Origin of the sequence: Hymenobacter sp. BRD67, from assembly GCF_013256425.1 — a bacterium.
GTDB lineage: Bacteria > Bacteroidota > Bacteroidia > Cytophagales > Hymenobacteraceae > Hymenobacter.
Window position 1 is genome coordinate 1,936,660 of record NZ_CP053904.1, and the last position, 22,874, is coordinate 1,959,533.

23 protein-coding genes and 1 tRNA gene are annotated in these 22,874 nt (G+C 56.4%); 10 read left to right on the forward strand and 14 right to left on the reverse strand.

Translation table 11 applies throughout. The features are described 5' to 3' along the window. Positions 1-10: 10 nt before the first annotated feature. Both GKZ67_RS08930 and GKZ67_RS08935 read right to left on the reverse strand, forming a co-directional pair. The gene (locus GKZ67_RS08930; RefSeq protein ID WP_254245167.1) at positions 11-433 is read right to left on the reverse strand and encodes an RtcB family protein; all 423 of its coding nucleotides are present in this window, start codon (positions 431-433) and stop codon (positions 11-13) included. Between the two features lie 37 nt (positions 434-470). Continuing rightward, positions 471-1,595 carry a P1 family peptidase gene (locus GKZ67_RS08935; protein WP_254245168.1) on the reverse strand — a complete coding sequence of 375 codons (1,125 nt, stop codon included), beginning with the start codon at positions 1,593-1,595 and terminating at the stop codon, positions 471-473. A gap of 206 nt (positions 1,596-1,801) precedes the next feature. Between GKZ67_RS08935 and GKZ67_RS08940 the strand changes: the two genes are divergently transcribed. Next, entirely contained in the window at positions 1,802-2,470 is a 669-nt protein-coding gene (locus GKZ67_RS08940) for a DUF4159 domain-containing protein (RefSeq protein ID WP_173241992.1), read from the forward strand. Between the two features lie 26 nt (positions 2,471-2,496). Here the strand turns inward: GKZ67_RS08940 and GKZ67_RS08945 are convergent, their stop codons facing one another. The 4 genes from GKZ67_RS08945 to GKZ67_RS08960 form a co-directional block, all read right to left on the reverse strand. Continuing rightward, positions 2,497-3,069 carry a 1-acyl-sn-glycerol-3-phosphate acyltransferase gene (locus tag GKZ67_RS08945; protein WP_151088767.1) on the reverse strand — a complete coding sequence of 191 codons (573 nt, stop codon included), beginning with the start codon at positions 3,067-3,069 and terminating at the stop codon, positions 2,497-2,499. A gap of 59 nt (positions 3,070-3,128) precedes the next feature. Further along, positions 3,129-3,944: a patatin-like phospholipase family protein gene (locus tag GKZ67_RS08950; RefSeq protein WP_173241993.1), complete on the reverse strand. Its 816-nt coding sequence runs from the start codon at positions 3,942-3,944 to the stop codon at positions 3,129-3,131. A gap of 42 nt (positions 3,945-3,986) precedes the next feature. Next, positions 3,987-4,835 (reverse strand): MBL fold metallo-hydrolase, encoded by an 849-nt coding sequence (locus tag GKZ67_RS08955; protein ID WP_173241994.1) that lies wholly within the window; start codon positions 4,833-4,835, stop codon positions 3,987-3,989. 76 nt (positions 4,836-4,911) lie between these two features. Then, complete coding sequence (locus tag GKZ67_RS08960) at positions 4,912-5,859, reverse strand: acetyl-CoA carboxylase carboxyltransferase subunit alpha (RefSeq protein ID WP_173241995.1); 948 nt, start codon at positions 5,857-5,859, stop codon at positions 4,912-4,914. A 293-nt stretch (positions 5,860-6,152) separates the two neighbouring features. Here GKZ67_RS08960 and GKZ67_RS08965 point away from each other — a divergent pair. After that, positions 6,153-6,226: transfer RNA gene (locus GKZ67_RS08965), tRNA-Asp, on the forward strand. A gap of 78 nt (positions 6,227-6,304) precedes the next feature. On the opposite strand, the gene GKZ67_RS08970 is transcribed toward GKZ67_RS08965, so the two are convergent. The 6 genes from GKZ67_RS08970 to GKZ67_RS08995 form a co-directional block, all read right to left on the reverse strand. Further along, the gene (locus tag GKZ67_RS08970) at positions 6,305-6,451 is read right to left on the reverse strand and encodes a hypothetical protein (protein WP_173241996.1); all 147 of its coding nucleotides are present in this window, start codon (positions 6,449-6,451) and stop codon (positions 6,305-6,307) included. Positions 6,452-6,504: 53 nt separating this feature from the next. Beyond that, complete coding sequence (locus GKZ67_RS08975; RefSeq protein WP_173241997.1) at positions 6,505-6,729, reverse strand: hypothetical protein; 225 nt, start codon at positions 6,727-6,729, stop codon at positions 6,505-6,507. Between the two features lie 268 nt (positions 6,730-6,997). After that, entirely contained in the window at positions 6,998-7,699 is a 702-nt protein-coding gene (locus GKZ67_RS08980; protein ID WP_173241998.1) for a hypothetical protein, read from the reverse strand. Positions 7,700-7,768: 69 nt separating this feature from the next. Next, complete coding sequence (locus GKZ67_RS08985; RefSeq protein ID WP_173241999.1) at positions 7,769-8,506, reverse strand: hypothetical protein; 738 nt, start codon at positions 8,504-8,506, stop codon at positions 7,769-7,771. After that, on the reverse strand, positions 8,491-8,949 hold the full coding sequence (locus GKZ67_RS08990; RefSeq protein WP_173242000.1) for a hypothetical protein: 459 nt from the start codon (positions 8,947-8,949) through the stop codon (positions 8,491-8,493). Before GKZ67_RS08990 ends, GKZ67_RS08985 begins: the two co-directional genes overlap by 16 nt. A gap of 862 nt (positions 8,950-9,811) precedes the next feature. Beyond that, positions 9,812-10,255, reverse strand: a complete 444-nt coding sequence (locus tag GKZ67_RS08995; RefSeq protein WP_173242001.1) for a hypothetical protein — start codon at positions 10,253-10,255, stop codon at positions 9,812-9,814. A 311-nt stretch (positions 10,256-10,566) separates the two neighbouring features. On the opposite strand from GKZ67_RS08995, the gene GKZ67_RS09000 reads away from it, so the two are divergent. The 7 genes from GKZ67_RS09000 (at position 10,567) to GKZ67_RS09030 (ending at position 19,346) form a co-directional block, all read left to right on the forward strand. Then, positions 10,567-10,797 carry a hypothetical protein gene (locus tag GKZ67_RS09000; RefSeq protein ID WP_173242002.1) on the forward strand — a complete coding sequence of 77 codons (231 nt, stop codon included), beginning with the start codon at positions 10,567-10,569 and terminating at the stop codon, positions 10,795-10,797. Between the two features lie 456 nt (positions 10,798-11,253). Then, positions 11,254-11,604: a hypothetical protein gene (locus GKZ67_RS09005; protein ID WP_173242003.1), complete on the forward strand. Its 351-nt coding sequence runs from the start codon at positions 11,254-11,256 to the stop codon at positions 11,602-11,604. Positions 11,605-12,211: 607 nt separating this feature from the next. Further along, entirely contained in the window at positions 12,212-13,042 is an 831-nt protein-coding gene (locus tag GKZ67_RS09010) for an EamA family transporter (RefSeq protein WP_217278721.1), read from the forward strand. A 249-nt stretch (positions 13,043-13,291) separates the two neighbouring features. Further along, complete coding sequence (locus GKZ67_RS09015; protein WP_173242005.1) at positions 13,292-15,436, forward strand: carboxy terminal-processing peptidase; 2,145 nt, start codon at positions 13,292-13,294, stop codon at positions 15,434-15,436. A gap of 270 nt (positions 15,437-15,706) precedes the next feature. Beyond that, complete coding sequence (locus GKZ67_RS09020) at positions 15,707-16,816, forward strand: hypothetical protein (RefSeq protein ID WP_254245169.1); 1,110 nt, start codon at positions 15,707-15,709, stop codon at positions 16,814-16,816. A gap of 239 nt (positions 16,817-17,055) precedes the next feature. Further along, positions 17,056-18,603: a lysine--tRNA ligase gene (lysS, locus tag GKZ67_RS09025; protein ID WP_173242006.1), complete on the forward strand. Its 1,548-nt coding sequence runs from the start codon at positions 17,056-17,058 to the stop codon at positions 18,601-18,603. 200 nt (positions 18,604-18,803) lie between these two features. Continuing rightward, positions 18,804-19,346, forward strand: a complete 543-nt coding sequence (locus GKZ67_RS09030) for a DUF4112 domain-containing protein (RefSeq protein ID WP_173242007.1) — start codon at positions 18,804-18,806, stop codon at positions 19,344-19,346. A gap of 151 nt (positions 19,347-19,497) precedes the next feature. Here the strand turns inward: GKZ67_RS09030 and GKZ67_RS09035 are convergent, their stop codons facing one another. Together GKZ67_RS09035 and GKZ67_RS09040 are read right to left on the reverse strand one after the other, a co-directional pair. Further along, the gene (locus GKZ67_RS09035; RefSeq protein ID WP_173242008.1) at positions 19,498-21,522 is read right to left on the reverse strand and encodes a DEAD/DEAH box helicase; all 2,025 of its coding nucleotides are present in this window, start codon (positions 21,520-21,522) and stop codon (positions 19,498-19,500) included. Positions 21,523-22,099: 577 nt separating this feature from the next. Beyond that, positions 22,100-22,297 (reverse strand): cold-shock protein, encoded by a 198-nt coding sequence (locus GKZ67_RS09040; RefSeq protein ID WP_151088786.1) that lies wholly within the window; start codon positions 22,295-22,297, stop codon positions 22,100-22,102. 155 nt (positions 22,298-22,452) lie between these two features. Between GKZ67_RS09040 and GKZ67_RS09045 the strand changes: the two genes are divergently transcribed. Further along, positions 22,453-22,872, forward strand: a complete 420-nt coding sequence (locus GKZ67_RS09045) for an acyl-CoA thioesterase (protein ID WP_173242009.1) — start codon at positions 22,453-22,455, stop codon at positions 22,870-22,872. Positions 22,873-22,874 lie beyond the last annotated feature (2 nt).

Here is a 22,874-nt window from a genome sequence, read left to right on the forward strand (position 1 = left end):
TAGTCCAGAATTAATCCTCACCGCCGGGCTCCTCGCGGGCAGCCCTCTGCCGCTTCTTCACGCGCCAGGGCGCGTTTTTCTCCCAGTCGCCGGCCATGATGCAGCCGTAGGGCCGAATCTCGTCCACGGTGCGGGCTAGCTGGAAGTCGGTAATCTGCTGCTTCACCTGCGCGGCGTTTTTGTAGGCGCTGGGCAGCTCCGAAATGTCGATTTCGTTGAAGAAAAAGCGGGCGTCGATGCCCTGGGTTTCCTCCGCAAACCACTCCTCGCGGGTTTTGTCGGCCTTACTGTATTTGTGACGGGTGCGGCTGAGGTTGCGGCCCGCGCCGTGCGGGGCAAAGCCCAGGTTATTGGCCGTGGTGTCGCCTTCGACAATTAAAATTGGCTCGGCCATATTCAGCGGAATAATGCGGGGGCCAGTGATGTCGGGCATAAACTGCGAGTCGAGCGGCGTGGCGCCCTTGGCACTATTATTTTAATCGATTATATTTCTTCAGTATTCTCAAAACCGCGCTTTGCGGCAGCTTATATACTTTGTTACCATTGATACCTTCCAACGTTTCGGCCGCCACCATCGCGTTGATAATGGCCTCTTCCACCGCTTGAATAGTAGCGTCAAATAACGGGTCTATCAAATCGTTGGGCAATTGCTCCACTTTAACAAAATCTTTCCGCTGAAATGCGGTTCGATTGGCGGTAGAAAACGCAATAAATATATCACCGGAGCCATTTTCGCCCCGGCCGCCTACCAGGCCCATGCCAATGGGAACCCGAGCGGCAATCCGCTTTAGCTGGTGTGGCAACACGGGGGCATCCGTTGCCACTACCACGATAATTGACCCATCGCCTTCCTGTCGATAGGATGGGGCGGCCTTGAAATCATAGTCCAGCGTATCCCTCAGTTCTTTGCCAACGGGCACGCCAGCAATGGTAAAATTCCTTCTTTTGCCAAAATTTGATTGCACCAAAACGCCGACGGTATACGTCGAGTCGCTGACTTTAACCACCCGAGAGGCCGTTCCCGTCCCCCCTTTAAAGCCTAGGCACATCATCCCCGTGCCTCCCCCTACGTTGCCTTCCTTTAGCGGACCCGTCGTGGCACTGTTCAAGGCCTCATACGCGTTGCTTTCTTTTACGTGGAACCCATAAATATCATTTAAAAACCCGTCGTAGGTTTCGGCTACCACAGGATAGGCAAACCAAAAGTCATCTTTGTGCCAGCCAGTTTTTATGAACCATTTGGTGACAGCATCGCGCACAACCCCAACGCTATTGGTATTGGTTAGCATTATCGGGGTTTCCAAAAACCCCGATTCCGTGACCCAGGTTGTCCCAGTCATTTCCCCATTTCCGTTCAGCGAATACCAGTTTGCAAAAACTGGATTATTATTCTTGCCTCGCGGCAGAATTGCCGTAACCCCCGTTCTGACCGGCCCTTGTCCCCGGATATTCTTCCCTTGCCCGGAGATGATAGTACTGTAACCAACTTCAACCCCCTCAACATCGGTAATGGCATTAAACCTGCCCGGAGTACCGTTGAAAGGAATGCCAATATCACGGGCCCTTGGCTTCTGCCCGAAGGCTACTACTGGCACTAGAACAAGTAAGTGTATAAGCTTAAAATGCATCATTATTGCGGCTTTTTAATCAGCTGTAATGACACCAGAAATGAAAGCAGCGTTGCCTGCCTTCACAACCTTCTCTACCAAGTGTGGCGGTGCGGTAGTGTTAGTGTATCCACCGAAACTTTCTATCACAGCCTTTCCTTTGTGGAGTATGTCGGCCAGTCCGGCCCTTTGCCATGCTGAAAAACCTCCTCCTCGCCGCTAGCCTCCTACTCACTACCACGGCTGCCACGCCGCCCGCCGCGCCCAGCTACCAGATTGCCAAGCTGCACTACGGGGGCGGGGGCGACTGGTACGCCAACAAAACGAGTTTGCCTAACCTCATCAGCTTCTGCAACCAGACGCTGCATACCAACATCGCGCCCGATGAGGCTACCGTGGAGCTCGACGCGCCCGAGCTGCTAACATATCCTTTTCTGCATATGACCGGGCACGGCAACGTCAGCTTTACCACGGCCGAGGCCCAGAACCTACGCAAGTACCTGGTGGGCGGCGGCTTCCTGCACATCGACGATAACTACGGGCTCGACAAGTTTATCCGCCCCGAGATGAAGAAGGTTTTTCCGGAGCTGGAGTTCGTAGAGCTACCTTTTTCGCATCCCATCTATCACCAAAAGTATCAGTTTCCCAGGGGCTTACCCAAGGTACATGAGCACGACGGCAAGCGCCCGCAGGGCTTTGGCCTCGTATACAAAGGCCGCCTGGTGTGCTTCTACACCTACGAGTGCGACCTCGGCAACGGTTGGGAAGACGTGGGCACTTACCCCGAAGACCCGCCCGCCATCCACGATGCAGCCCTACGCATGGGCGCTAACCTGGTGGCGTATGCGCTCACGCAAGACTAATTTTTCTGTTAACTGTTAACTGAAAATTACCGCACGCCCTGCGCTGGGAAGCGCCCCGTCTTGGTGCGGTAAAAAGCCTTGATTTCCTCCAGGTCTTTTTCGTAATCGCCAGAAGGCCAGACGACCGGGCCTACGCCGGCTTCTTTTTTCTTGTAATCGAGGAAGCCTAGTACAATGGGCACCTTCGCTTCCAGCGCGGCAAAGTAGAAGCCCTTGCGCCACTTGGGCTGGTAGGCCCGGGTGCCTTCAGGCGTAATAAGAATAACCAGCTCCTCACGCTGCTGAAACAGCTGCACCATACCATCGACCAGGCTATTGTTGCGGCTGCGGTTGACGGGCAGCGCGCCGATAGCCTTCACGAGCCAGCCCAGCCAGGGGTTTTCGGTCCACTCGCTTTTCACGGTGAAGCGCACATCCACATCCATAATATAAAAAGCCGCGCGGGCCATAATGATATCCCAGTTGCTGGTATGGGGGGCCGCAATCATCATGCACTTGCGGATATCCGGCGGTATCTGCCCGGTTTGGCGCCAGCCAGCCACGGCAAAAATAGCCTTTGCGATGTAATACCAGAACGTAGATGTTTTGCGGGCGGCCATAGGGGGTGGAAGTGCGAAAAAGTGCGCAAAGCTAGGCAAAAAGCCCGGCCTAGCCTTAGTTAGATGCCGGTCGGCAGCAACGCCCGTAGCGCGGCCTCCTGGCTTAGCGCGTAGCGATAGCCGACAGCATATAGCTCGGCCGCCTTACGATAGTCAAGTGGGCGGTAGTTGAGCAACTCGGGCGGCTCCAACAGCAGTGCACACTGCGCCTGACGGGTAATAGTATTGGCATGAATGGCCAGTTGGAGCGTGCGCTCAATTACCCGGCGCAGCGTGGGCAGGCGGGCTTCGCGGTTGAGCGGATTGCAGTGCACGCCCACTACCGGCGGGCTGCCGGGTGGGCCCAGCAGGGGCTCAACGGGCAGGTTGTTCAGCAGGCCGCCATCTACCAGCAGCCGGCCCTGGTACTCGATGGGCCGGTACAGAATAGGTACTGCCGACGAGGCCAGCAGCGGCAGCAGCAGCGGCCCCTCACTGAAATAAACCGTTTCGCCTGCGCACAGGTCGGTAGCGGCCAGCGTGAGCGGGCGGTTCAGGTCTTCAAAGCGCTGCTGCTGGCCCAGATGCCGGGCCAATAGCTGCTCCACCGCGTCGAGCCCCAGCAGTCCGTGCCGGCTAAAAACCGGGCGCGTAAGGCGCACAACATTGGTGGTTTGCAGGAGCCGCAAAATCTCGCGCGGAGCAAAGCCGGCCGCGTAAAACGTGGCCGCAATGGCCCCCGAGCTAACGCCCGCTAACCGGCCAACCGGTATGGCCAGCTCCTCCAGCGCAGCCAGTACGCCCAGGTGCGCAATGCCCCGTGCCCCGCCACCCGATAGGGCCAGGCTAAGACCGGCCGCCGGTTTCTGACTCCTGCCTTCTAGCTCCGGAACCATAGCTGTTTGTGTTCGCAACCCCAAAACAGGGTGCCGGAAATATTAGAGGTCACTAATACGCAGCGTTTCGGCCAGCCGTACGCCCTTATCGGTGAGTTGCACGGTACAGGCTTCATGCAGCGGGTCGTGCTCCAGCAGCAGCACCCAGCCTTCTTCGGCGGCGCGGCGCAGCACCGCCTCCTTTTCGCTGAGCGTAACGAGCGGACGCACGTCGTAGCTCATCACGTAGGGCAGCGGAATGTGGGCCGCACTTGGCAGCAGGTCAGCCATGTAGGCCAGTGTGCGGCCTTGGTACTGCATCAGCGGCACCATCATTTTCTCGGTGTGGCCGTTGGCAAACAGAATGTCGCTGAACTGTGGCAGGGCATCGGGCACTCCGTGAGCCGGGTCGATAAAGCGGAGCTGGCCGCTTTCCTGAATGGGTCGGATATTCTCGGCCAGGAAGCTGGCTTTCTCGCGGGCGTTGGGTTGGTTAGCCCAGGCCCAGTGTGCTTCGTTGCTCCAGTAGGTAGCGTTTGCAAAAGCCGTTTGCAAGGCGCCATCGGGCCGGCGCACCACCGAGCCGCCGCAGTGGTCGAAGTGCAGGTGCGTAAGAAAAACATCCGTGATGTCGGCACTCGTAAAGCCCAGCTTGCGCAGCGATTTTTCGAGGGTGTCGTCGCCGTGCAGGTAAAAGTGGCCCCGAAACTTTTCGTCCTGCTTCTCGCCAATACCATTATCGACAAGAATCAGGCGCCCGCCATCTTCCACCAGCAGGCAGCGCATAGCCCAAGTGCACATATTGTTAGCGTCGGGTGGGTTCAGCTTCTGCCACATCGACTTGGGTACCACGCCAAACATGGCACCACCGTCGAGCTTAAACAACCCGGTATCTAGCGAATGGACTCTCATATTGAATTATAAATTAAAAGTCAAAATTGCGGCTACCTGGCTACCAGCCCGCGTTTTCAGCTTTCTAATCTTACCTCTATTCGACCACTACACCCATTGCCGAAAACTTATCGATGCGCTGCGAAATGCGCTCTTCGGCCGGTATGGCGGCTAGCTCGGCCAGCGTTGCAAGCAGGGTTTTCTTGAGCGTGTCTATCATCTGCGCGGCATCGGTGTGGGCCCCGCCCAGGGGCTCCCTGATAATGCCATCAACGAGGCCGGCACGCTCCATATCAGTAGCCGTAAGCTTAAGCGCCTCGGCAGCCTGCTCCTTATAGTCCCACGAGCGCCACAGGATACTGCTGCACGACTCGGGAGAAATAACTGAGTACCAGGTATTTTCCAGCATCATCACCCGGTCGCCGATGGCGATACCCAGCGCGCCACCGCTGGCCCCCTCGCCAATAATAATGCACACGACGGGCACCTTAAGCATGAACATCTCCTTCAGGTTGCGGGCAATGGCTTCGCCCTGGCCACGCTCCTCCGCTTCCTGGCCCGGATAAGCCCCCATCGTATCGATTAGCGTTACGATAGGCAGCTTAAACTTTTCAGCCAGCTTCATCAGGCGCAGCGCCTTACGATAGCCTTCGGGGTTGGCCATGCCGAAGTTGCGGTACTGCCGCTCCTTGGTATTGTGGCCTTTTTGCTGTCCGATAAACATCACGGCCTGGCCAGCAAGCTCGCCCAAGCCGCCTACCATCGCCTTATCGTCGCCCACTGTGCGGTCGCCATGCAGCTCTATAAACTTGTCGACCATTCCCCCAATATAATCCAGCATCTGAGGGCGCTCAGGGTGGCGCGAAAGCTGCACGCGCTGCCAACGCGTGAGGTTGGCATAGGTTTCCTTTTTCAGGGCTTCTATCTTAGCCTTTAGGGCTACAACGGCGTCTGCTACGTCGACGTCGCTGTCTTGGGCGAGTTGCTGCATCTGACGCAGCTTGTCTTCGAGGGCGGCAATGGGTTGTTCAAAATCAAGCAGCATAAGTGGGGTCGCTGAGTAATCGGGAGTGCTAAATGCGTTTTTGGTGCCGACAAAGGCCTTGAGCCACCAAGCAGCTAATGCGCCATAAGCGACCAAAATATCGGGCGGCAAAGGTAAACCCAAACCCACACTAGCCGCCATCAAAAATTAATCCCCTTGAAAAACAAGCCTCAACGCCTGTACAACCTCCAAACACCCGCTTTTTTTGGCCCGTTGCTTGTGGGAACGTTTTCCTTTGCCCTACCTTTGTATCACCAAAACGGAAAAGCGCAATGCTTTCTGATTTAGCAAACGGTTTGGTAGTTCAGTTGGTTAGAATGCCGCCCTGTCACGGCGGAGGTCGCGGGTTCGAGTCCCGTCCAGACCGCGAATCGTTTGCAAAAAGGCCATTTCCAGCTCGGAAATGGCCTTTTTCTTTGTCCAAATTGAAAAGGGTGGCAAGCCATTACCGGATTGCGGCATGCTCGCGGTCCTGGGCCCGGTAGTTTAGCTCCAGTTCAATAGTGGCGGTATCCGTCTGGTCCCAGCCGATATACTGGCGGCTAGGCAGGGCGCGCACCGCATCTTCCACCCGCTCGACGGCTCGTATCAACTCCTAGCCACTGGCCGATGCCCCGGCCACCGACGGTACCGCGCCGGTACCACCTACTCCCCATCGGCAAAGTAGCCGGGCTTCGGCCGCACCGGTGCCCCGCCCCGATACAGGCTGGTATCAATCAGCTCATCGACCAAGTGCTTGTTGTTGGCGTAGGTGTCGCGGGAGAGAATCATGTAGGCCTCGCCTTTCTCCCACTCGCCCAGGTGCTCGCCGGTGGCCCCGTCCACCATCCGGATGCCACCGCCCGAGTGACGCTGCCCAACATCAGCCACGCCGGCGCGGGCATTGATGCGGCCACCAGTCGCGTAGTGCTTGATACCCTGCCCAACGCGGCTGAAGAAACCACCCTGACTTGAATTTGGGTGCTCATTGTGAGGTTGTTAAGGGGTGATGTTGATACTGTAATATTCTTGATACAGAACGATTTACAGAAATTTTAACAACCTTTTTTGAAAGAAAAAATAAATTATTTATCCACAGCCAAAAGGGCATGAAAAAGCCCCTAGTGGCAGTCACCAGGGGCTTTAAAAATGCTGTCTATTATAGAGTATTTATTTCAAATTTAGCTGCATAGTTGCCAGATTGAAATGTGTAGGTGCCGTAACCGTCAACATTCCGGTCAGCAGGTGGCGCTGTTAAGACTATTGGCATGGTAAACATCAGCTCCGGTGTACGGCCTCCATTATTATCGTAGAACTGCAAGGACCAATTGCCGTTGCGAAGGATCGGTTCGCTATTATTAAAAAAAGCGGCAATAAGCGGCAATGTTGAGGCCTGCACATTGGTATAATCTACCGTGCGAATAACCACGCCAGTAGGACTGGTTAGGACAACGTAAACATCAGGCCCGCTCCCATCTGCATGCCAAGGCTGGCCATTAGGACGGGAAAGGTTTACAGCTGTTATCCGCACCAAGCTTAGCCGCCGCTCGCCAACCTGAAAGGGATTTACTGCCTCATTTTTAACACCATCAGCATTATATCCTTCTAGAGTAATCGTGTGCGTGCCTACTGTAGTTCGCCCATTGAATATAGGATTAGCATCCGTTTTAACAGAGTCACGCGAAGAGTCAATAAACCACTCGTATCGCGTTACATTTTGACTTTTGTTGACGACTTCTATCTTTTCCCCTACTTCAAATACATTACGGTTATATCCAAAAGCGACTGTTGGGGCCGGAGCCGGCCCTTTAGAACAGCCTGCAATAAAGAGGAGGAAAAATAGTAAATAGATAATACGCATGATGAACGACTGATTACTTGACAAAGTAAACTAATTAATCCTATACTTCTTTCAGGTTTCAAACCATAGCTAAAAAGGTAACTTCATGGTCTTCTGAAACTGATGCTTGCGCTTGGCCAGTTTACTATCTCGCTTCTCCTGAATTACGTCGCCGAAGCAGCGCTTCAGCAGCTCGAAGTCCTGGCGTTCAGCATCGAGGTTGCGGAACTCGGCTAGCCCACCCTGCCCTACGAACGTATCCTTCTGGATAAAGCCGAAGCGCATATCCTTATAAATCAGGCGGTGGTAGTAGGCGTTAAGGCACGATATCCAGTAGTCCTCGTTGCAAATGATGCTGGAGTTATACCAAAGCTTCGAGCCCTGAAGTAGCCCGGTCGCGCAGCCCGTCACGTAGCCGGTGAGGGCTATCGGATTGAGGGTCTTATACATCGTCGGGTTGGGGTTGCTATTGAAGCCCCAGAGGTAGGCCCCAGCCTGCTTGGCACAGTAGGCGGTTTCCTGAATGATGGCCAGGGCCCGGCGCTCGTCGATGCTCACCGGCTCGCCGGCCGGCAAATACATGCGCCGAAAGTCGGTGATGTCGTCATCGAGCATGAGCAGGTTGCCAAAGTGCTGGTACATCCAGTTGCGCTTCGCGGCCAGGCCTACCACACTATCGGGGTGCAGCACCAGTTCCACGCCCGGGTGCGTGGCCCGGTACTCGGCCGCCTGGCTCTCCGGAACGCAGACAATGGCCGACGGAAAGAGGCCGAGCGTCGCAATGCGCCCGGCCCGCTTGTGCGAGGGAATGACTACTTGGACTTGCATCGCTCGGCAAACTCTTTAGCGTCGATGACGTGGGTTTTGCCCACTTCCTGACTCTTGTAGCTCTGGCGCTTCTCCAGGCCCAGCAGCTGGGTCACGTTGTTGGCGTCAATCTCATTGCGGCACACAATGACGAAGGCGTCGTACTTCTCGCTGAACTCGGCCACGATGGGGTGTTCGGGCTCAGCTTCCTTGCCAGCCGCGCCGGCACCAGCTACCTGCTCATCCATCGCGGCGAGCAGCAGGCCCATGTCGTCGAGCACGTCAGCATCCTCACCGCGCAGCAAGTCCTCTATCCACTCGCCCTCGCTGATATTCGAGGCCAGGATGATTTTCTTGCGCACGTCGGCCGGCAGCTCGCGGTCGGGCACAAGTACATTTACCTCGTAGGCCAGGCCGTACATGCCCAGCAGCAGGTTGTGGCGCTTGTTGAACGTCAGCAGCACGTCGGCCGTGTCGAGCGTGGCAGCTTCGAATACCCCTAAAGCAGTTTCGGAATCAGGATAAGGCTGGTCAAGTAGCGCGGACTTCTAGTCCGCGAGTGCCGAGCATAGCAATGCGCGGATTAAAAGTCCGCGCTACCGTACAACGACCCCAAAACAATGCTAGTATCAGATTGGCGTATATAGCGTGCTGCCGGCTCTACGCGCTTAGGAAGAATGAGTGGCGCGAACGACGAGCGGACAGCCCGCTCTCTACCTTAGCGTAGCAGCTGCGCTAAGGTAGAGAGCGGCAGTTACTCACCGTAGAGTGTGCATCGAGCCAGGCCTTAATGTGGCGTCATACCCGCATTTACTGCTGGCACAGGCATAAGTAATATAAGTAAATAGTCACGGCAGCCCGAGCAAGTAGCTGACAAACAGCCTCATTGCACGGCTTACTAGCAAACTTTCCTGCGTTGGCAACTACCCGCTACATCTGCCCGCACTGCATTAGTTCGAAAGCTGCCTTGTTCCGTTGAACTCGGCCACAATCTGCGCAAAGGTAGGCGGTTGTGCCAGCTGAGAACAAGCCTTAATGCGCTGCCATAACTGGTGAGCCAGGGATGGTTTACCCGGAGCCACCTTGCTTCGCTTCGTGAATGTCAGCCTTTTCATAGAACACTGCTTAAAGGTTTACGAATAAGGGAACGTACGGAACTATAGCCGTATCGGATTTTATTACCATTAAGCCTACTTAAACGCGGAGTAGCATTCGGCAATACCGCGCTGCTTATGGCGCATCTGCTTGCCGTAATGTGCGTTAGACTACGCATTTAAAATTGCGGGAGGTAATCAAAAACCAAGACCTCCTGAGGCATTATCTACCTCACAACCGGTCAAGGGTGCTGTCGGGGGCGCAAAGCCACTGCATCGCCTCCCCTTCATCGTGGAACAGGCCGATATCATAAGGACGCTCCCGGTCTACGGCATACTCTACATATTTTTTGTGCTCGGCATCTGACCGATATACTTCGAATAAAGCCGGGGAGCTAAGCACCGCCATCCGCAGCCGCCTCGGAGCCAGCCGCGCAACGGCCTCCGGATAGAAGCTGTCGGTTACCCAGGCGCTCAGCTCCACCGCAACTTTTTCGCGGCGCCGCACATCCAGCAGCCAATGATTCATTCCCGCTTCTTCAGCACTACGCAGCATTCGGGCATAATCGGCTTGCACAACTCCCAGGGAGGCGTGCGTATGCCAGCGCACCACCATTACCTGCAGGTCGGTACGAAAGGAAATAATCCGGGATTCGAGTTCTATCGGGGCCAGCATAATGCAAAATTAAGGCGTAAGTTCCTGCAACTGGCTATAACCGACCCGTCACTATACACGGAGGCCCCACAAGTCCGCTACCATTAAGAAATTAAGTGAAAGCCCTGGGCATTTTGGGAAAAGCGTCTCTGGCGGGCGGCCTTGGTCAAGTCTGCTACTCACTTCTTTTTCGCAATTTTTACTACTTTTTCCTTAAATTCTGCTAATATTGCCTAAGTATTGGAACCAAAGAGTGGTTTCTTACGATAGACGTCGCAGTCAGTACACCTGCTGTTCTTTAGCCTGTTTTGCTCCTTCTTTCCTTAGCCTAAATGGATGCCAGCAAATCGTTCGACCACTATGCCAATCGCCGGGATTTGCTCCGCAGCTACCTAGCCGAATATGAGTTGCTCCATGAGGAAGCACCCGAAGTAACAGCCAGTCTTAGCTTTGATGCCTTTGTACACTTCTCCTTTTCTTACTTTCACATTGCCGAGGAAAAGGAAGATGCGGAGCAGCGCAAACACCGCCTCAAGCAAGTGCGCAATGGCTTTCTCAACTAACAGTCAGGCTACAAAGAACTTGTCTGTCAAGGCTTAACCAAGTGCTTGCTACTGCCTGGGGCGTAGCTATTAATCGGGAGAACTTTCCGTTTGCCGCGACTCCATTACCAAACGGTCCTGCTTTAAAAAAGCTTGCTACAGTTTGGAAGGACTCGACAGCAGTTATGCTGAGGCAGGCCCGGAAGATATATAATTTTTCCTATATTATTTTTAGCCTAGCTGCTGCTGAGCGGTGGCGGTCAGCCTGAGTATCCTGCATATTTGAGTTGCTGGCACCTATACGGCCAACGATAGTGCTCCAACTATTTTTACCCACCTAACATCCGGGTATCAAGCATCTTGCGGGTAATTAGCGGTGCAGCCTGTCTTGCTCGCTTACTTTTCAAATGAGTATTTCATGAATCAGCTATCCTAATTTTGTCCAAACGCTTCTTTGCATCGTACCTTGCGCAAAATATGGAGAATCCTTACAATACTACTTCTGTTTTCGTAACGCATACTTATAGCGCATCGTGGCAAGAACAGTTGCGCCGTAGCGTACGCCTCTATCTGGCGCTGGGCGGCCCGGCTGTGAATGAGCAGGAGCTTTTAACGCATTTGCAGCGCACCGAGCAGGAATTATTGGATTATCTACTGCAAGGGGCAATACCTACTCCTGAAGAGCGCGAGCGCGCACAGGCTATCCTGGATATGGCTCAAAGCGCCCTGCTGCGCTCCGAGGACGAGGTGGAGCTACTGCTGAAGGAGCTGGCTGCTGAGCAGGCGCAGTGTAAGATTCCGGCAGATTTTACTGCTCCCAGCGCTTAAAGGTAGCCACGGTGAGGTGTTGCAGCCTTTTATATAAAAAGCAGGGAGCGTAGGCAGTCAGTTGGTGCTTGTGGGCCTGCCACAGCTTATGCTTTTCAGGCAGTGCTGCTATTAAACGCTAAACGTCGTTTCGGCATACTGTACAGCGACTCCGAAACTGCGCCAGCCAGCGCACTTTCAGCTTGCTGTGCTATTGCTTGACAGGTGCCGAACTCTCTTCCACCAGCCAGCGCATCCTACCTTTGCTGCCCGGCAACCTGTCAGCCTAGCGCCGTTTCTAAATACGAGTACAGGGCGGGCTGCCCGCTGTCCGCTTGTCGAAAGAACGAGCGGCGCCTACGACGAGCGCACAGCTGGCCAAAAGCCGGCCGCCCGCACCAGCCAAGCCGTCCTCGGTTCTGAAATTTGCGCTAGTACTTACAAATGGCTACCGCTTTTACTGGGCTACTGGTACCGTAGTGCTGTACAAATCAGACAGTAGCAGTGTACAATATGCTATCTCAAAGTCCCTTCCTGAGAGCAGGAAGGGACTTTTGTTAAGTAACTACTTCCTACGCTGCACCTAATGGCCGCCTTGTCTTCCAAGTCTTTCCCTCCGGTACCCTCCGTGCTGCTCGCCATTGTGAGCGTGCAGGGCGGAGCCGCTATAGCCAAGGGGCTGTTTCCGGTAGTAGGGGCAGCGGGCACGGCAGGCCTGCGCATTGGCATTTCGGCGCTGATTCTGCTGGTGGCGGTGCGCCCGCGGCTGGGGCAACTGCGGGCAGCCCAGTGGCGGGCCGTAGCACCTTATGGCGTGGCCCTGGGCTGCATGAACTTTTTGTTTTACTGCGCATTAGCCCGTATTCCGCTGGGCTTGGGAGTTACGCTGGAGTTTGTGGGGCCGCTGACCGTAGCTATGGTGGGCTCACGGCGTAGGCTCGATGTGCTGTGGGTGGTGCTGGCCGGCGCCGGCATTGTGCTGCTGGCCCCCTGGAGCGGCAGCGGACTCGACCCGCTCGGAATACTTTTTGCGTTGCTGGCTGGCGGAGCCTGGGCCATGTATATTGTACTGGGCGGGCGGGTAGCCGAAGTGCTGCCAGGCACGCAGGGGGTGGCCATAGGCATGGTGTTCGCCTCGCTCTTCATTCTGCCGTTTAGCGTGGCAGCGGGCGGCTACGCCGCGCTCACGCCACACCTGCTGGTAGCAGGCACCGCGCTGGCCGTACTGTCGAGCGCGTTACCCTTTACACTGGAAATGAATGCGCTAAAGCAGCTTTCCAGCCGCACATTCAGTATTTTAATGAGCCTGGAGCCCGCCGCGGCCGCGCTTTGCGGGCTGCTTTTTTTACACGAGCGCCTGACACCTCCGCAGTGGCTGGCCGTAGTGCTGGTAGCTGCCGCCAGCGCGGGGGCTACGCTCACGGCCCGGCAAGTTGCGCCAAGCGTTGGGGGCGAATAAATATATTAAGTATTTACTTATATTTTATCTACCCAAGCTGATGCCGTCAGTCATTAAAGCCGGGCTATGGATGAGCTACTGGCAAGGCGCAAGGCTAAACATTGCCTGCTTATCGGCTATTAAGCTGGAAGTATCGATTAGTAGGCACTATTCGCGTCCCTGCCGACGTTTTTACCGTACTTAGGGTAGCGCCGTGCAACTAGCTGCTGCCTGGACCCTACATTTGGCCTTCTTCTAATTATCTTCTGAATGTTTTCCCCCCGCCTCAAAATTAGCTCTTACGCCGGCCTGGTAGCCGCCGTATTTGGGTTGGCGTCTTATCGCTTTTACGAGCACAGCGGCCCCCAGGCAGTACCTGGCAAAGAGCAGGTACTGGTGGGCACTATTGTGCAAGGCCTTTCGCAGGCGCACTACCAGCCCGAACGTATTGACGACGCGTTTAGCAAGCGGGTATTTGACCTGGCAATCAAGCGCCTGGACTATCGCAAAAAATTCCTGCTGCAATCGGACATCGCGCAGCTGATGAAGTTTCAGACCGATATCGACGACGAGACCAAGCGCGGTACCCACGAGTTTCTGGACTTGAGCACCAAGCTCATGGCTGAGCGGAGCAAGCAGATGCAGGCGCTCACGCACGAGATTCTGGCCCAGCCGTTTACCTTCGACAACGACGAAAGCATCCAGACCGATTTCGAGAAGGCTGCCTTTCCGGCAAATGCCGCCGACCAGCGCGAGCAGTGGCGCAAGCTGCTCAAGTATGAGACGCTGACGCGTGTAACCGAGATGATGGACGAGCAGGACAAGCGCCACGACCGGGCTCGCGTAGCCAGCCTGGCCAAGGAGCCTGCTACCGCCGAGCCCGACCGCACGCCCGCTCAGATGGAAGTAGAAGCCCGCAAGCGCGTGCTCAAATACTACGACGAGCAGTTTGCCGACCAGCCCGATACTAATGAGGTACTCAGCAACTACGCCAATGTAATTGCCAATACCTACGACCCGCACACCGAGTATTTTGCGCCCCGCGAAAAGCAGGAGTTTGATATTCAGCTCACCGGCCGCTTTGAGGGTATTGGGGCTACGCTGCGCGAAAAGGATGGCCTGATATATATCGAAGATATTGTGCCTGGCTCAGCTTCATATCGTCAGGGCGAGCTGAAAAAGGGTGATGCCATTCTGCGCGTAGCGCAGGGTGCCGACGAGCCCGTGAGCATTGAGGGCTGGCATACCAGCAAGGCCGTGACGCTCATTCGGGGCAAAAAGGGCTCAGAAGTGCGCCTGACTGTTAAAAAGGCCGACGGCTCAACCAAGGTTATTCCCATCGTTCGCGACGTGGTGGTGGTTGAAGATACTTACGCGCAGTCGGCGGTTATCAACGACCCGAGCGGCGTAAAAATTGGTTACCTGCGCCTGCCGGCATTTTATGCTGACTTCAACGATAACGGCGGGCGCTCTTCGGCGGCCGATGTTAAGAAGGAGCTCGCTAAGCTTACGGCCGAAGGCGTGAAGGGCGTTATTTTCGACCTGCGCTCCAACGGCGGCGGCTCGCTCAACGATGCCGTGGAGATGGCCGGCTTGTTTATGCCCAGCGGCCCGATGGTACAGGTACGCTCCAGCCAGGGTATGACCCAGGTACTTAACGACAAAGACCCGCGCGTGCAGTACAGCGGCCCGCTCGTGGTATTGGTAAACAAGTACAGCGCCTCGGCTTCCGAGATTCTGGCGGCAGCCATTCAGGACTACAAGCGCGGCATTATCATGGGCTCGGCCAGCACGTATGGCAAGGGCACTGTGCAGCGTATCATCGACCTCGACGAAACGCTGCCTTCGGAGCTGAGTAGCCTCAAGCCCTTTGGCTCGCTTAAGTTCACGATGCAGAAATTCTATCGCGTTACGGGCGGCTCCACGCAGTTTAAGGGCGTGGCTTCCGATATCGTGCTGCCCGATGTGCTCTCGTATCTCGACCAGGGCGAAAAGGAGTCGGACTACCCGTTGAAATGGGATGAAATCAAGCCGGCCGCCTACCGCCCCTGGGATGACCAGCCGAACTATGCCAAGCTCCAGGCCAACAGCAAGGCGCGCGTGGCGGCCAACCCCGCCTTCCAGCAGATGACCGAGCTGGTGCAGAGCCTGCGCAAGCGGAAAGACGAAACGGTGGTTTCGCTCAAGCTCGACAAGTTCCGCGCGATGCAGCACCAGTTGAAAGCTGAGTCGGACAAGTACGATACTATTCAGAAAACGGCTACGCCACTGGCGCTCGTACCCCTCTCAGCCGACCGCCAGGCTCTCGGTGGCGACTCAGTGAAGGTGAACCGCTCGATGCGCTTTACCCGCGGCCTGAACAAGGATATTACCTTGGGCGAGGCAGTAGCCGTTATCAAAGACGAACAACATTAAGGACAGCTAAAGCTGATTTTGTCGGGCAATAGCACCTGCACCGGCTGCCTTACTGAAAGCTCCTGAGCCGCTGGCTCAGGAGCTTTTTTTGGCTGCTGCGCCGGCGATGCTGCGTATGCTCACGGGCCTTTTGGGTATTGCTACATAAGCTTTCGCTGCCCGGAAGGCAGAAAAAACGGGGCTTTGCCCGCCACTAATTTTTTTAGCAAATAGGTCTTAATTTTATTAGCAAAGGTGCAACTAAAATCGTTGGCCGGTAGTTTATCTGGTATGACAACGAAAACCGAAACCCGCATTATCCCGCTCATTCCGGCCGAGACGTATCCGGCTCCGGTGATGAATGTTTCGCCGGCTGAAGCCCTGCTCACGCCTGAGGAGCAGGAGCAGCAGCGCCTGGCCGATGAAGCCTGGCGCCGCTCGATACCGGCCCAGGTATTTCTCAACTATTTCTTTGCCCTGAGCTACCACATTGAGGAAGGGGAAAGCCCGTTGGGCGGCCTTGCCAACCTCCCTTATTTCCGCCAGCACCAAGCCCAGCTAAGCGAAGGCGAGGTAACTGCCCTCACTAAGCTGCTGCATTCGTGCTGGAGCACCGAGTATGCGCTCCGGGCTACGGCCGAGCTGGGTGACGAAAATTTCCTGCGCAACGCCTTGCACTGGACCTTCCCACAGGCTTATCACACCATTTTAGCCGGCTTGCAGGCTTTCCTGTTTACCACTGGCGTGCGCTCTACCAATGAGCAGGTTGTTCGCCGCGAAGTGGGGCGCCTGGTGGTGAAGAACGCTTATCCGCGCCCGGTTTCGTTTTACGCGGCCGGAGCTTATGGCGACTTCAGTATTCACCGCCTGCCGCTGGCCGGCTACAAGGCCGGGCTGCACATTGCTTCGCAGGAGATTGATGCCCAGGCCCAGATTGGGCAGTTTTTGCGCACTACGCGCAAGCAGAAAGCCATCAGCGTGCGCCAGCAGGTGCAGACTAACCCGAATACGGCCATTCGCAGCCAGAAAACCGGCAAGCCCCTCGACAAGTGGACCGCCGCGCACTGGCAGCAGATTACCTGGCGCCTGGGCTACACTACCATTTTCGACCTGCTGGGTCGCCTGCGCATCTCGCAGAGTAGCCGTGAGATAGAGCGCTACGTGGAGGCCGACATCGACTTCCGCCTGTTTCACAGCTCGTTGTTGAGCATAGTGAGCTATCTCAACGGTATTCACGAAACCTACGTGGCCAAGGCGCTGGGCCTGGAGCGCTACGAGCAGCTGGTGCGCGAGCTGCCCGCCCACTTGCAGCACAGCTTTGTGCAGGAGCGCCTGCGCACGCGGGTGCAGCCTACCCTGCTCGGTATCGAGCCGGAGCCGGAGCTGAAAATGGCCGCCTAGACCACTGATTAGCACGGATTTTAGCGGATTGCACGGATTTTGTGGACGATTACGGCACGAAAAAAGCCGCCCCGAATGGGGCGGCTTTTTTCGTGCCGTACTTTTGCAGCTCAATTTTACTTTTCACATAGCGGAAAACGCCCTCCCTCCCGACTGCCCGCAGCCGGCCCGAGCAGCCGCACGAGCTTGGATTAATCGTCCACAAAATCCGTGCAATCCGCTAAAATCCGTGCTAATCAGTGGTCCATTTGAGCGAACAAGAAATCCTGCGCCGTCACAAGCTCGACGAGCTGCGCGCCCTGGGCATCGAGCCTTTTCCATCAGAGCTGTTTGAGGTCAATTTCTCAGCCCAGGAAATCCACGACAACTACCATCCGGAGCTGAATAACTTTCAGGAAGTAGCGCTGGCTGGCCGCCTGATGTCGGTGCGGGTAATGGGCAAAGCTTCGTTTGCGGAGCTGATGGACTCGTCGGGCCGCATTCAGCTCTACGTCAACCGCGACGAAATTTGTCCTGGCGAAGACAAAACGCTCTACAATGTGGTGTTTAAGAAGCTACTCGACCTGGGCGACTTTATCGGCGTAAAAGGCCACGTGTTCAAGACCCAGGTCGGCGAAACCTCTATCCACGTTACGGAGCTGACCCTGCTGGCTAAGGCCCTGCGCCCGCTGCCCGTGGTTCGCCGCGTGAAGGATGAGGAAACCGGCATCGAAACAACCTACGACGCCTTCACCGACCCCGAGCAGCGCTACCGCCAGCGCTACGTGGATATGGTGGTGAACCCCCAGGTGCGCGACACATTCATCAAGCGCACGCAGCTGGTACAGGCCATGCGCAACTACCTGAACGACAAAGGATATCTGGAAGTAGAAACCCCGATTTTGCAGCCCTTGTATGGCGGTGCGGCGGCTCGTCCGTTCACCACCCACCACAATACGCTGGACATGACGCTGTACCTTCGTATAGCAAATGAGCTATATTTGAAAAGACTAATAGTTGGTGGCTTCGACGGCGTGTACGAGTTCTCGAAGGACTTCCGCAACGAGGGCATGAGCCGGTTTCACAACCCCGAGTTCACCCAGATGGAGCTGTACGTGGCCTACAAGGATTACGCCTGGATGATGGACCTGGTGGAGGAAATGGTGGAGCGCGTGGCCCTGGCCCTACACGGCAAAACGGAGGTGCAGGTGGGCGACAATCTCATCAACTTTCAGCGGCCCTGGCAGCGCTACACCATGTTTGAGGCCATCGAGAAGTTTACCGGCGTAGCCATTGGCGAGATGGACGAAGCTGCCCTGCGCGAAACCGCCGCCAGTCTCAAAGTAGGCCTTGACCCGAGCATGGGTAAATCAAAAATCATCGACGAGATTTTTGGCGAGTACGTCGAGCCCAAGCTTATCCAGCCCACCTTTATCACCGACTACCCGGTGGAGATGTCGCCGCTGGCCAAAAAGCACCGCGACCACCCCGGCCTGGTGGAGCGCTTCGAGGCGATTTGTAACGGCAAGGAAATCTGCAACGCTTTCTCGGAGCTCAACGACCCCATCGACCAGCGTAAGCGCTTCGAGGACCAGCTGGAGCTGGGCAAGCGCGGCGACACCGAGGCCATGGTGCTCGACGAAGATTTCCTGCGCGCCCTTGAGTACGGGATGCCGCCCACGGCGGGCCTGGGCATCGGCATCGACCGCTTGAGCATGATTATGACCAACTCACACTCGATTCAGGACGTGTTGTTCTTCCCGCAGATGCGCCCCGAAGTAGCGGCCAAACAGCTGGATACCCACTAGCTGGCGGCTGGCCGCCAGGCAGGCCATACCAAGCAGGCAACTGGTCCCGGTGGGCTTGGGTGGTATTTCGACTTCCCTGCCCATCGGGACCAGCCTTCTAGAGCCTGCTCCCAATCAGCAGCACCAGCGCTTCTGGCAGCGAATTTTTCTACCTATCCCTTAACTGGCTGGCCGCGTGTAGGGCCCGATTACCTCTTGCGATGCGACCACCCAACCCTCCTACGCCGCCCTCTGCGTTCGACGCTGATGAGCGCCTGCGCTGGGTAGTGCATATTTCGCGACTCATGGACAGCCAGTTCCGGCTGCCCGGCACCCGGTTTCGCTTTGGCCTCGACCCGCTGCTGGGCCTCATCCCGATAGTCGGCGACCTCTCGTCCACGGCTGTTTCGGTGGCTTTGCTGCTCACTATGCTGCGCCACGGCGCCAGCGGCGCGGTAGCAGTACGCATGGTGCTTAACATCTTGGTCGACAGCCTTGTCGGAGCTATTCCGCTGGTGGGCAATATATTCGATTTCGCCTATAAAAGCAATGAGCGCAATGTGGCCCTACTGCGCCGCCACTACGCCGAAGGCCGGCACATGGGCAGCGGCAAAGGACTGCTACTGGTGATAGTACTGGTATTGCTGGTGGCACTTGGCCTGCTCGCGTGGGCAGCGTGGCGTTGCTCCATTGGGCGTGGCTGCACTTCGAGAGCCAGCCTACGTTCAGCGCGTAGCAGCACGTGGCCTGACAAGTATTTATAAAAGCTGTTCAGGAAGTCTATAAATAGCTTTTCATAAAAAAGCCCCGCTGGATATTTCCAGCGGGGCTTTTTAGGCTTTAATCTGCTTTAGCGTATCGCCTACCACTCAGGTGCGCCGAAAGTGGGCGCTGCTCCTACTGCAGGCAAGTGCGCTACTCGTCGAAGCTCTCGCGCTTGCCGCCGTAGCCGCCCTTGTTGCCGCCGTAGAAGCTACCGCCGCCCTGGCCACCTTTGTAGCCACCACGCTGATAGCCACCGCCCTGGCTGCTGCCACCACGGTCGCCGCCGTAGCTGCTGCCACCTTTGTTGCCACCGTAGGAGCTACCGCCCCCCTGACCACCTTTATAGCCACCGCCGTAGCTGCTGCCGCCTTCGCGGCGCTCGCCACCGCCATAGCTGCTTCCGCCCCGGTTGCCGCCACCGTAGGGTGGGCGGCCACCTTCGCGGCGGTCGCCGCCACCGAAGCCGCCCCGACGCTCACCGCCGAAGCCACCTTCGCGGCGCTCGGGGCGGTTCAGACCCTCTTCTTTGGCAGCGGCATCCTGCACCGGCGTAGCGATGCTGAACGTAACCGGCTGGCCCTGAATGCTGCTGCGACCCAGCTGGCCCACAATTTCTTCAGCAAACTCATTGGGCACTTCTACAAAGCTGAACTTGTCGTAGAGCGCGATATCGCCTACTTTGTTGCCGGGTAGGTTAGTACCTTCCGCAATCAACTCCACTACGTCGCGGGGGTGTAGGCGGTCCTTCTTGCCCATGCTGATAAAGAGGCGCGTGTAGCCGGGGCGGCTTGCTCCTTTTTCGCGGCTGGCATCAAGGCTTTGCTCGTTGCGCTTGTCCTCCTTCATGTTCATCTTGAGCAGCGCAGCAGCGATGTCGAGCGACGTAATTTCCTCACTCTGGTCGAGCAGGCGCTGCACGCGGCCAATGTACTTATCCAGGTTTCCCTTCTCCACCACTTCCTTGATTTGATTCAGGAAAAGCGTGGTTTTTACCTCCGATACGTCGGCAAACGAGGGCACCTGGGCTAGCTTAATATCCGCCTTGGTGAAGCGCATGATGTCGCGCAGCTTGTAAATGTCGCGGCCACTCACAAAGGTGAAGGCGCGGCCATTCTTGCCAGCGCGGCCGGTGCGGCCGATGCGGTGTACGTAGTATTCCTCGTCGGCCGGCAGGTCGTAGTTGAAGACGGCCTCCACGTTGTCGACGTCGATGCCGCGGGCAGCTACGTCGGTAGCTACCAGGATTTCGAGCGTATTCTTGCGGAATTTATCGAGGGTGTTCTGGCGCTGCGCCTGGCTCATATCGCCGTGCAGGCCATCGGCAAAGTAGCCTTTAGCTTGCAGGTCGGCCACAATTTCATCCACCATCCGCTTCGTATTGGCGAAGATGATGGTCGACTTTAGGTTGTACATGTCCATCACGCGGGTCAGCACATCCTTCTTCTGCGGGCCGCGCACCTCGAAGTAGCTCTGCTCGATGTTGGTCACCGTCATTTGCTGATGGTTGACCTTCACTACCTGCGGGTCGCGCTGGTACTTCTTGGTCATGTCCATAATCGGCTTGCTCATGGTAGCCGAGAAGAACACCGTCTGGCGATTCTCAGGCATCTTACTGAGCACAAACTCAATATCCTCGCGGAAGCCCATGTCGAGCATCTCGTCGGCTTCGTCGAGAATAATTTTAGTGGCCTTGTCGAGCTTCAGCGTACCGCGCTCGATGTGGTCCATCACGCGGCCGGGCGTGCCGATGACAATCTGTACGCCGCGCTCCAGGGCGCGGAACTGCCGGTCGTACGACGAGCCGCCGTAAATCGGCACTACGGCCAGGCCTTTCTTATACTTGCCCAGCTTCTGGATTTCGCCCGAAACCTGCACCGCAAGCTCACGGGTTGGGCACAGCACAATTACTTGTACGTCACGGCTTTCGCCGTCAATACCTTCAATAGCCGGAATGGCAAAGGCAGCCGTTTTGCCGGTGCCGGTCTGGGCCTGGCCAATAACGTCTTTGCCAGCCAGCAGCACAGGGATAGCGGCCGACTGAATGGGCGAGGCTTCCTCGTAGCCCATTTCGGTGATGGCGCGCTGCACTTCGGGCGAGAGATTCAGCTCGTCAAAACGAATCTTAGGCTTCTCGGTAGTTTTTGCGGGGGTTTTTTCTACTTGTTCGGTATCCATGTCGGAACGGAATAGGGTTGCAAGGCCACCTGGTTTTCCAAACCGGGGTGGCCTAAGGGGGGAATGAGACTACGCTCTGAAAACAGCCGGCTCAACAGCGGCGGCGCTTCTTCCCCCTCAACCTTCCTACTAACGACAAGGCGGAAAAAATACGACCGATAAAACGGGAAACAACTCGGCAGCCAACTTCTTACTTCGGGCCACCCCGGCCACTCAATGGGACCGTTCTCAAATGCGGGTGCAAAGGTACGTATTTTATTTGAAAAAAGCTAATGGAGATGCCATAAATCCTTTTGACCAGGCTAGGGCACATTGTAGAGACGCAGCCTTACGTCTCGGCGTTGAACAACACCCGAATGGCTCGAACGCCGAGACGCAAGGATGCGTCTCTAGAGCCATCCTATACGACCGGCGCAAGCACTGGCGCGAGTTTAGGCGAAGCCGCAACTCGCGCCAGTGCTTACCTAAGCTGCTTGCTTGGTCAGCACGACCAGCGGGTAAAGCTATAGGCAGGGCCATAAAAAAGCGCCTTCCCGCGTGGGAAGGCGCTTTTCGGCAGTACGAGAGTGTGGGTTGCTTAGAGCAGCGACACCTTTACCGCGTTCGGGCCTTTACGGCCTTGGGCTTCTTCGTACTGAACTTTGTCTTTTTCTTGTAGCGACTTAGCGTCTACGAGGTCGGTCACGTGCACGAAGATGTCTTGGCCCGTTTCGTCGTTTTTGATGAAACCAAAGCCTTTGGTCTCATTGAAGAATTTTACCGTTCCGGTCGGCATAATAAAAAAAATTTGGGGGTGTCGTCAAAGCCCGGCGGAAAGCTGGGGACCTAAGATGCGAACACACCGGAGCGGACCGGAACAGCACCACAGGGCCTTGAGTTGCGCCAAAGATAGACAAAATTCCCGAACTTCGCCATGCTTTCAAAAAACTTATGGACACGCCCGCCGCCCCTACGTATGCTTACAGTCATACCTTTACCGTCGAGGCTTCCGACATCGACCAGCTCGGCCACGCCAACAACGTAGCCTACGTGCGCTGGGTCCAGGACGTGGCCGCCGCCCACTGGCACCACTTATATCCGCCTACCGCCGAGCTGCCTCCCCAGGTATGGGTGGTGCAGGAGCACCGCGTGCGCTACCTGCGCTCGGCCTACGCCGGCGACGAGCTGCGCGTGAGTACCTGGGTGGCTGATGTGAAGGGGGCCAGCTCGAAGCGCCTCACCCGCATCGAGCGCGTGGCCGATGGACAGCTGCTCTGCGCTGCTGAGACCCAGTGGGTGTTGCTGGATGCGGCTAGCGGCCGGCCAAAACGGGTGCCGGCGGAAGTGGCGGAACGGCTTGGCATCGTTTAGGT

What these genes read in the sequence shown, in the direction of transcription:
- GKZ67_RS09020 (WP_254245169.1), top strand. Translation starts at nt 15,707, where the DNA reads ATGACAACGAAAACCGAAACCCGCATTATCCCGCTCATTCCGGCCGAG.
- GKZ67_RS09035 (WP_173242008.1), bottom strand. Translation starts at nt 21,522, where the DNA reads ATGGATACCGAACAAGTAGAAAAAACCCCCGCAAAAACTACCGAGAAG.
- GKZ67_RS08985 (WP_173241999.1), bottom strand. Translation starts at nt 8,506, where the DNA reads ATGCAAGTCCAAGTAGTCATTCCCTCGCACAAGCGGGCCGGGCGCATT.
- GKZ67_RS08995 (WP_173242001.1), bottom strand. Translation starts at nt 10,255, where the DNA reads ATGCTGGCCCCGATAGAACTCGAATCCCGGATTATTTCCTTTCGTACC.
- GKZ67_RS09030 (WP_173242007.1), top strand. Translation starts at nt 18,804, where the DNA reads ATGCGACCACCCAACCCTCCTACGCCGCCCTCTGCGTTCGACGCTGAT.
- GKZ67_RS08955 (WP_173241994.1), bottom strand. Translation starts at nt 4,835, where the DNA reads ATGAGAGTCCATTCGCTAGATACCGGGTTGTTTAAGCTCGACGGTGGT.
- GKZ67_RS09015 (WP_173242005.1), top strand. Translation starts at nt 13,292, where the DNA reads ATGTTTTCCCCCCGCCTCAAAATTAGCTCTTACGCCGGCCTGGTAGCC.
- GKZ67_RS08930 (WP_254245167.1), bottom strand. Translation starts at nt 433, where the DNA reads ATGCCCGACATCACTGGCCCCCGCATTATTCCGCTGAATATGGCCGAG.
- GKZ67_RS09045 (WP_173242009.1), top strand. Translation starts at nt 22,453, where the DNA reads ATGGACACGCCCGCCGCCCCTACGTATGCTTACAGTCATACCTTTACC.
- GKZ67_RS08950 (WP_173241993.1), bottom strand. Translation starts at nt 3,944, where the DNA reads ATGGTTCCGGAGCTAGAAGGCAGGAGTCAGAAACCGGCGGCCGGTCTT.
- GKZ67_RS09005 (WP_173242003.1), top strand. Translation starts at nt 11,254, where the DNA reads ATGGAGAATCCTTACAATACTACTTCTGTTTTCGTAACGCATACTTAT.
- GKZ67_RS08940 (WP_173241992.1), top strand. Translation starts at nt 1,802, where the DNA reads ATGCTGAAAAACCTCCTCCTCGCCGCTAGCCTCCTACTCACTACCACG.
- GKZ67_RS08960 (WP_173241995.1), bottom strand. Translation starts at nt 5,859, where the DNA reads ATGCTGCTTGATTTTGAACAACCCATTGCCGCCCTCGAAGACAAGCTG.
- GKZ67_RS08980 (WP_173241998.1), bottom strand. Translation starts at nt 7,699, where the DNA reads ATGCGTATTATCTATTTACTATTTTTCCTCCTCTTTATTGCAGGCTGT.
- GKZ67_RS08945 (WP_151088767.1), bottom strand. Translation starts at nt 3,069, where the DNA reads ATGGCCGCCCGCAAAACATCTACGTTCTGGTATTACATCGCAAAGGCT.
- GKZ67_RS09000 (WP_173242002.1), top strand. Translation starts at nt 10,567, where the DNA reads ATGGATGCCAGCAAATCGTTCGACCACTATGCCAATCGCCGGGATTTG.
- GKZ67_RS09040 (WP_151088786.1), bottom strand. Translation starts at nt 22,297, where the DNA reads ATGCCGACCGGAACGGTAAAATTCTTCAATGAGACCAAAGGCTTTGGT.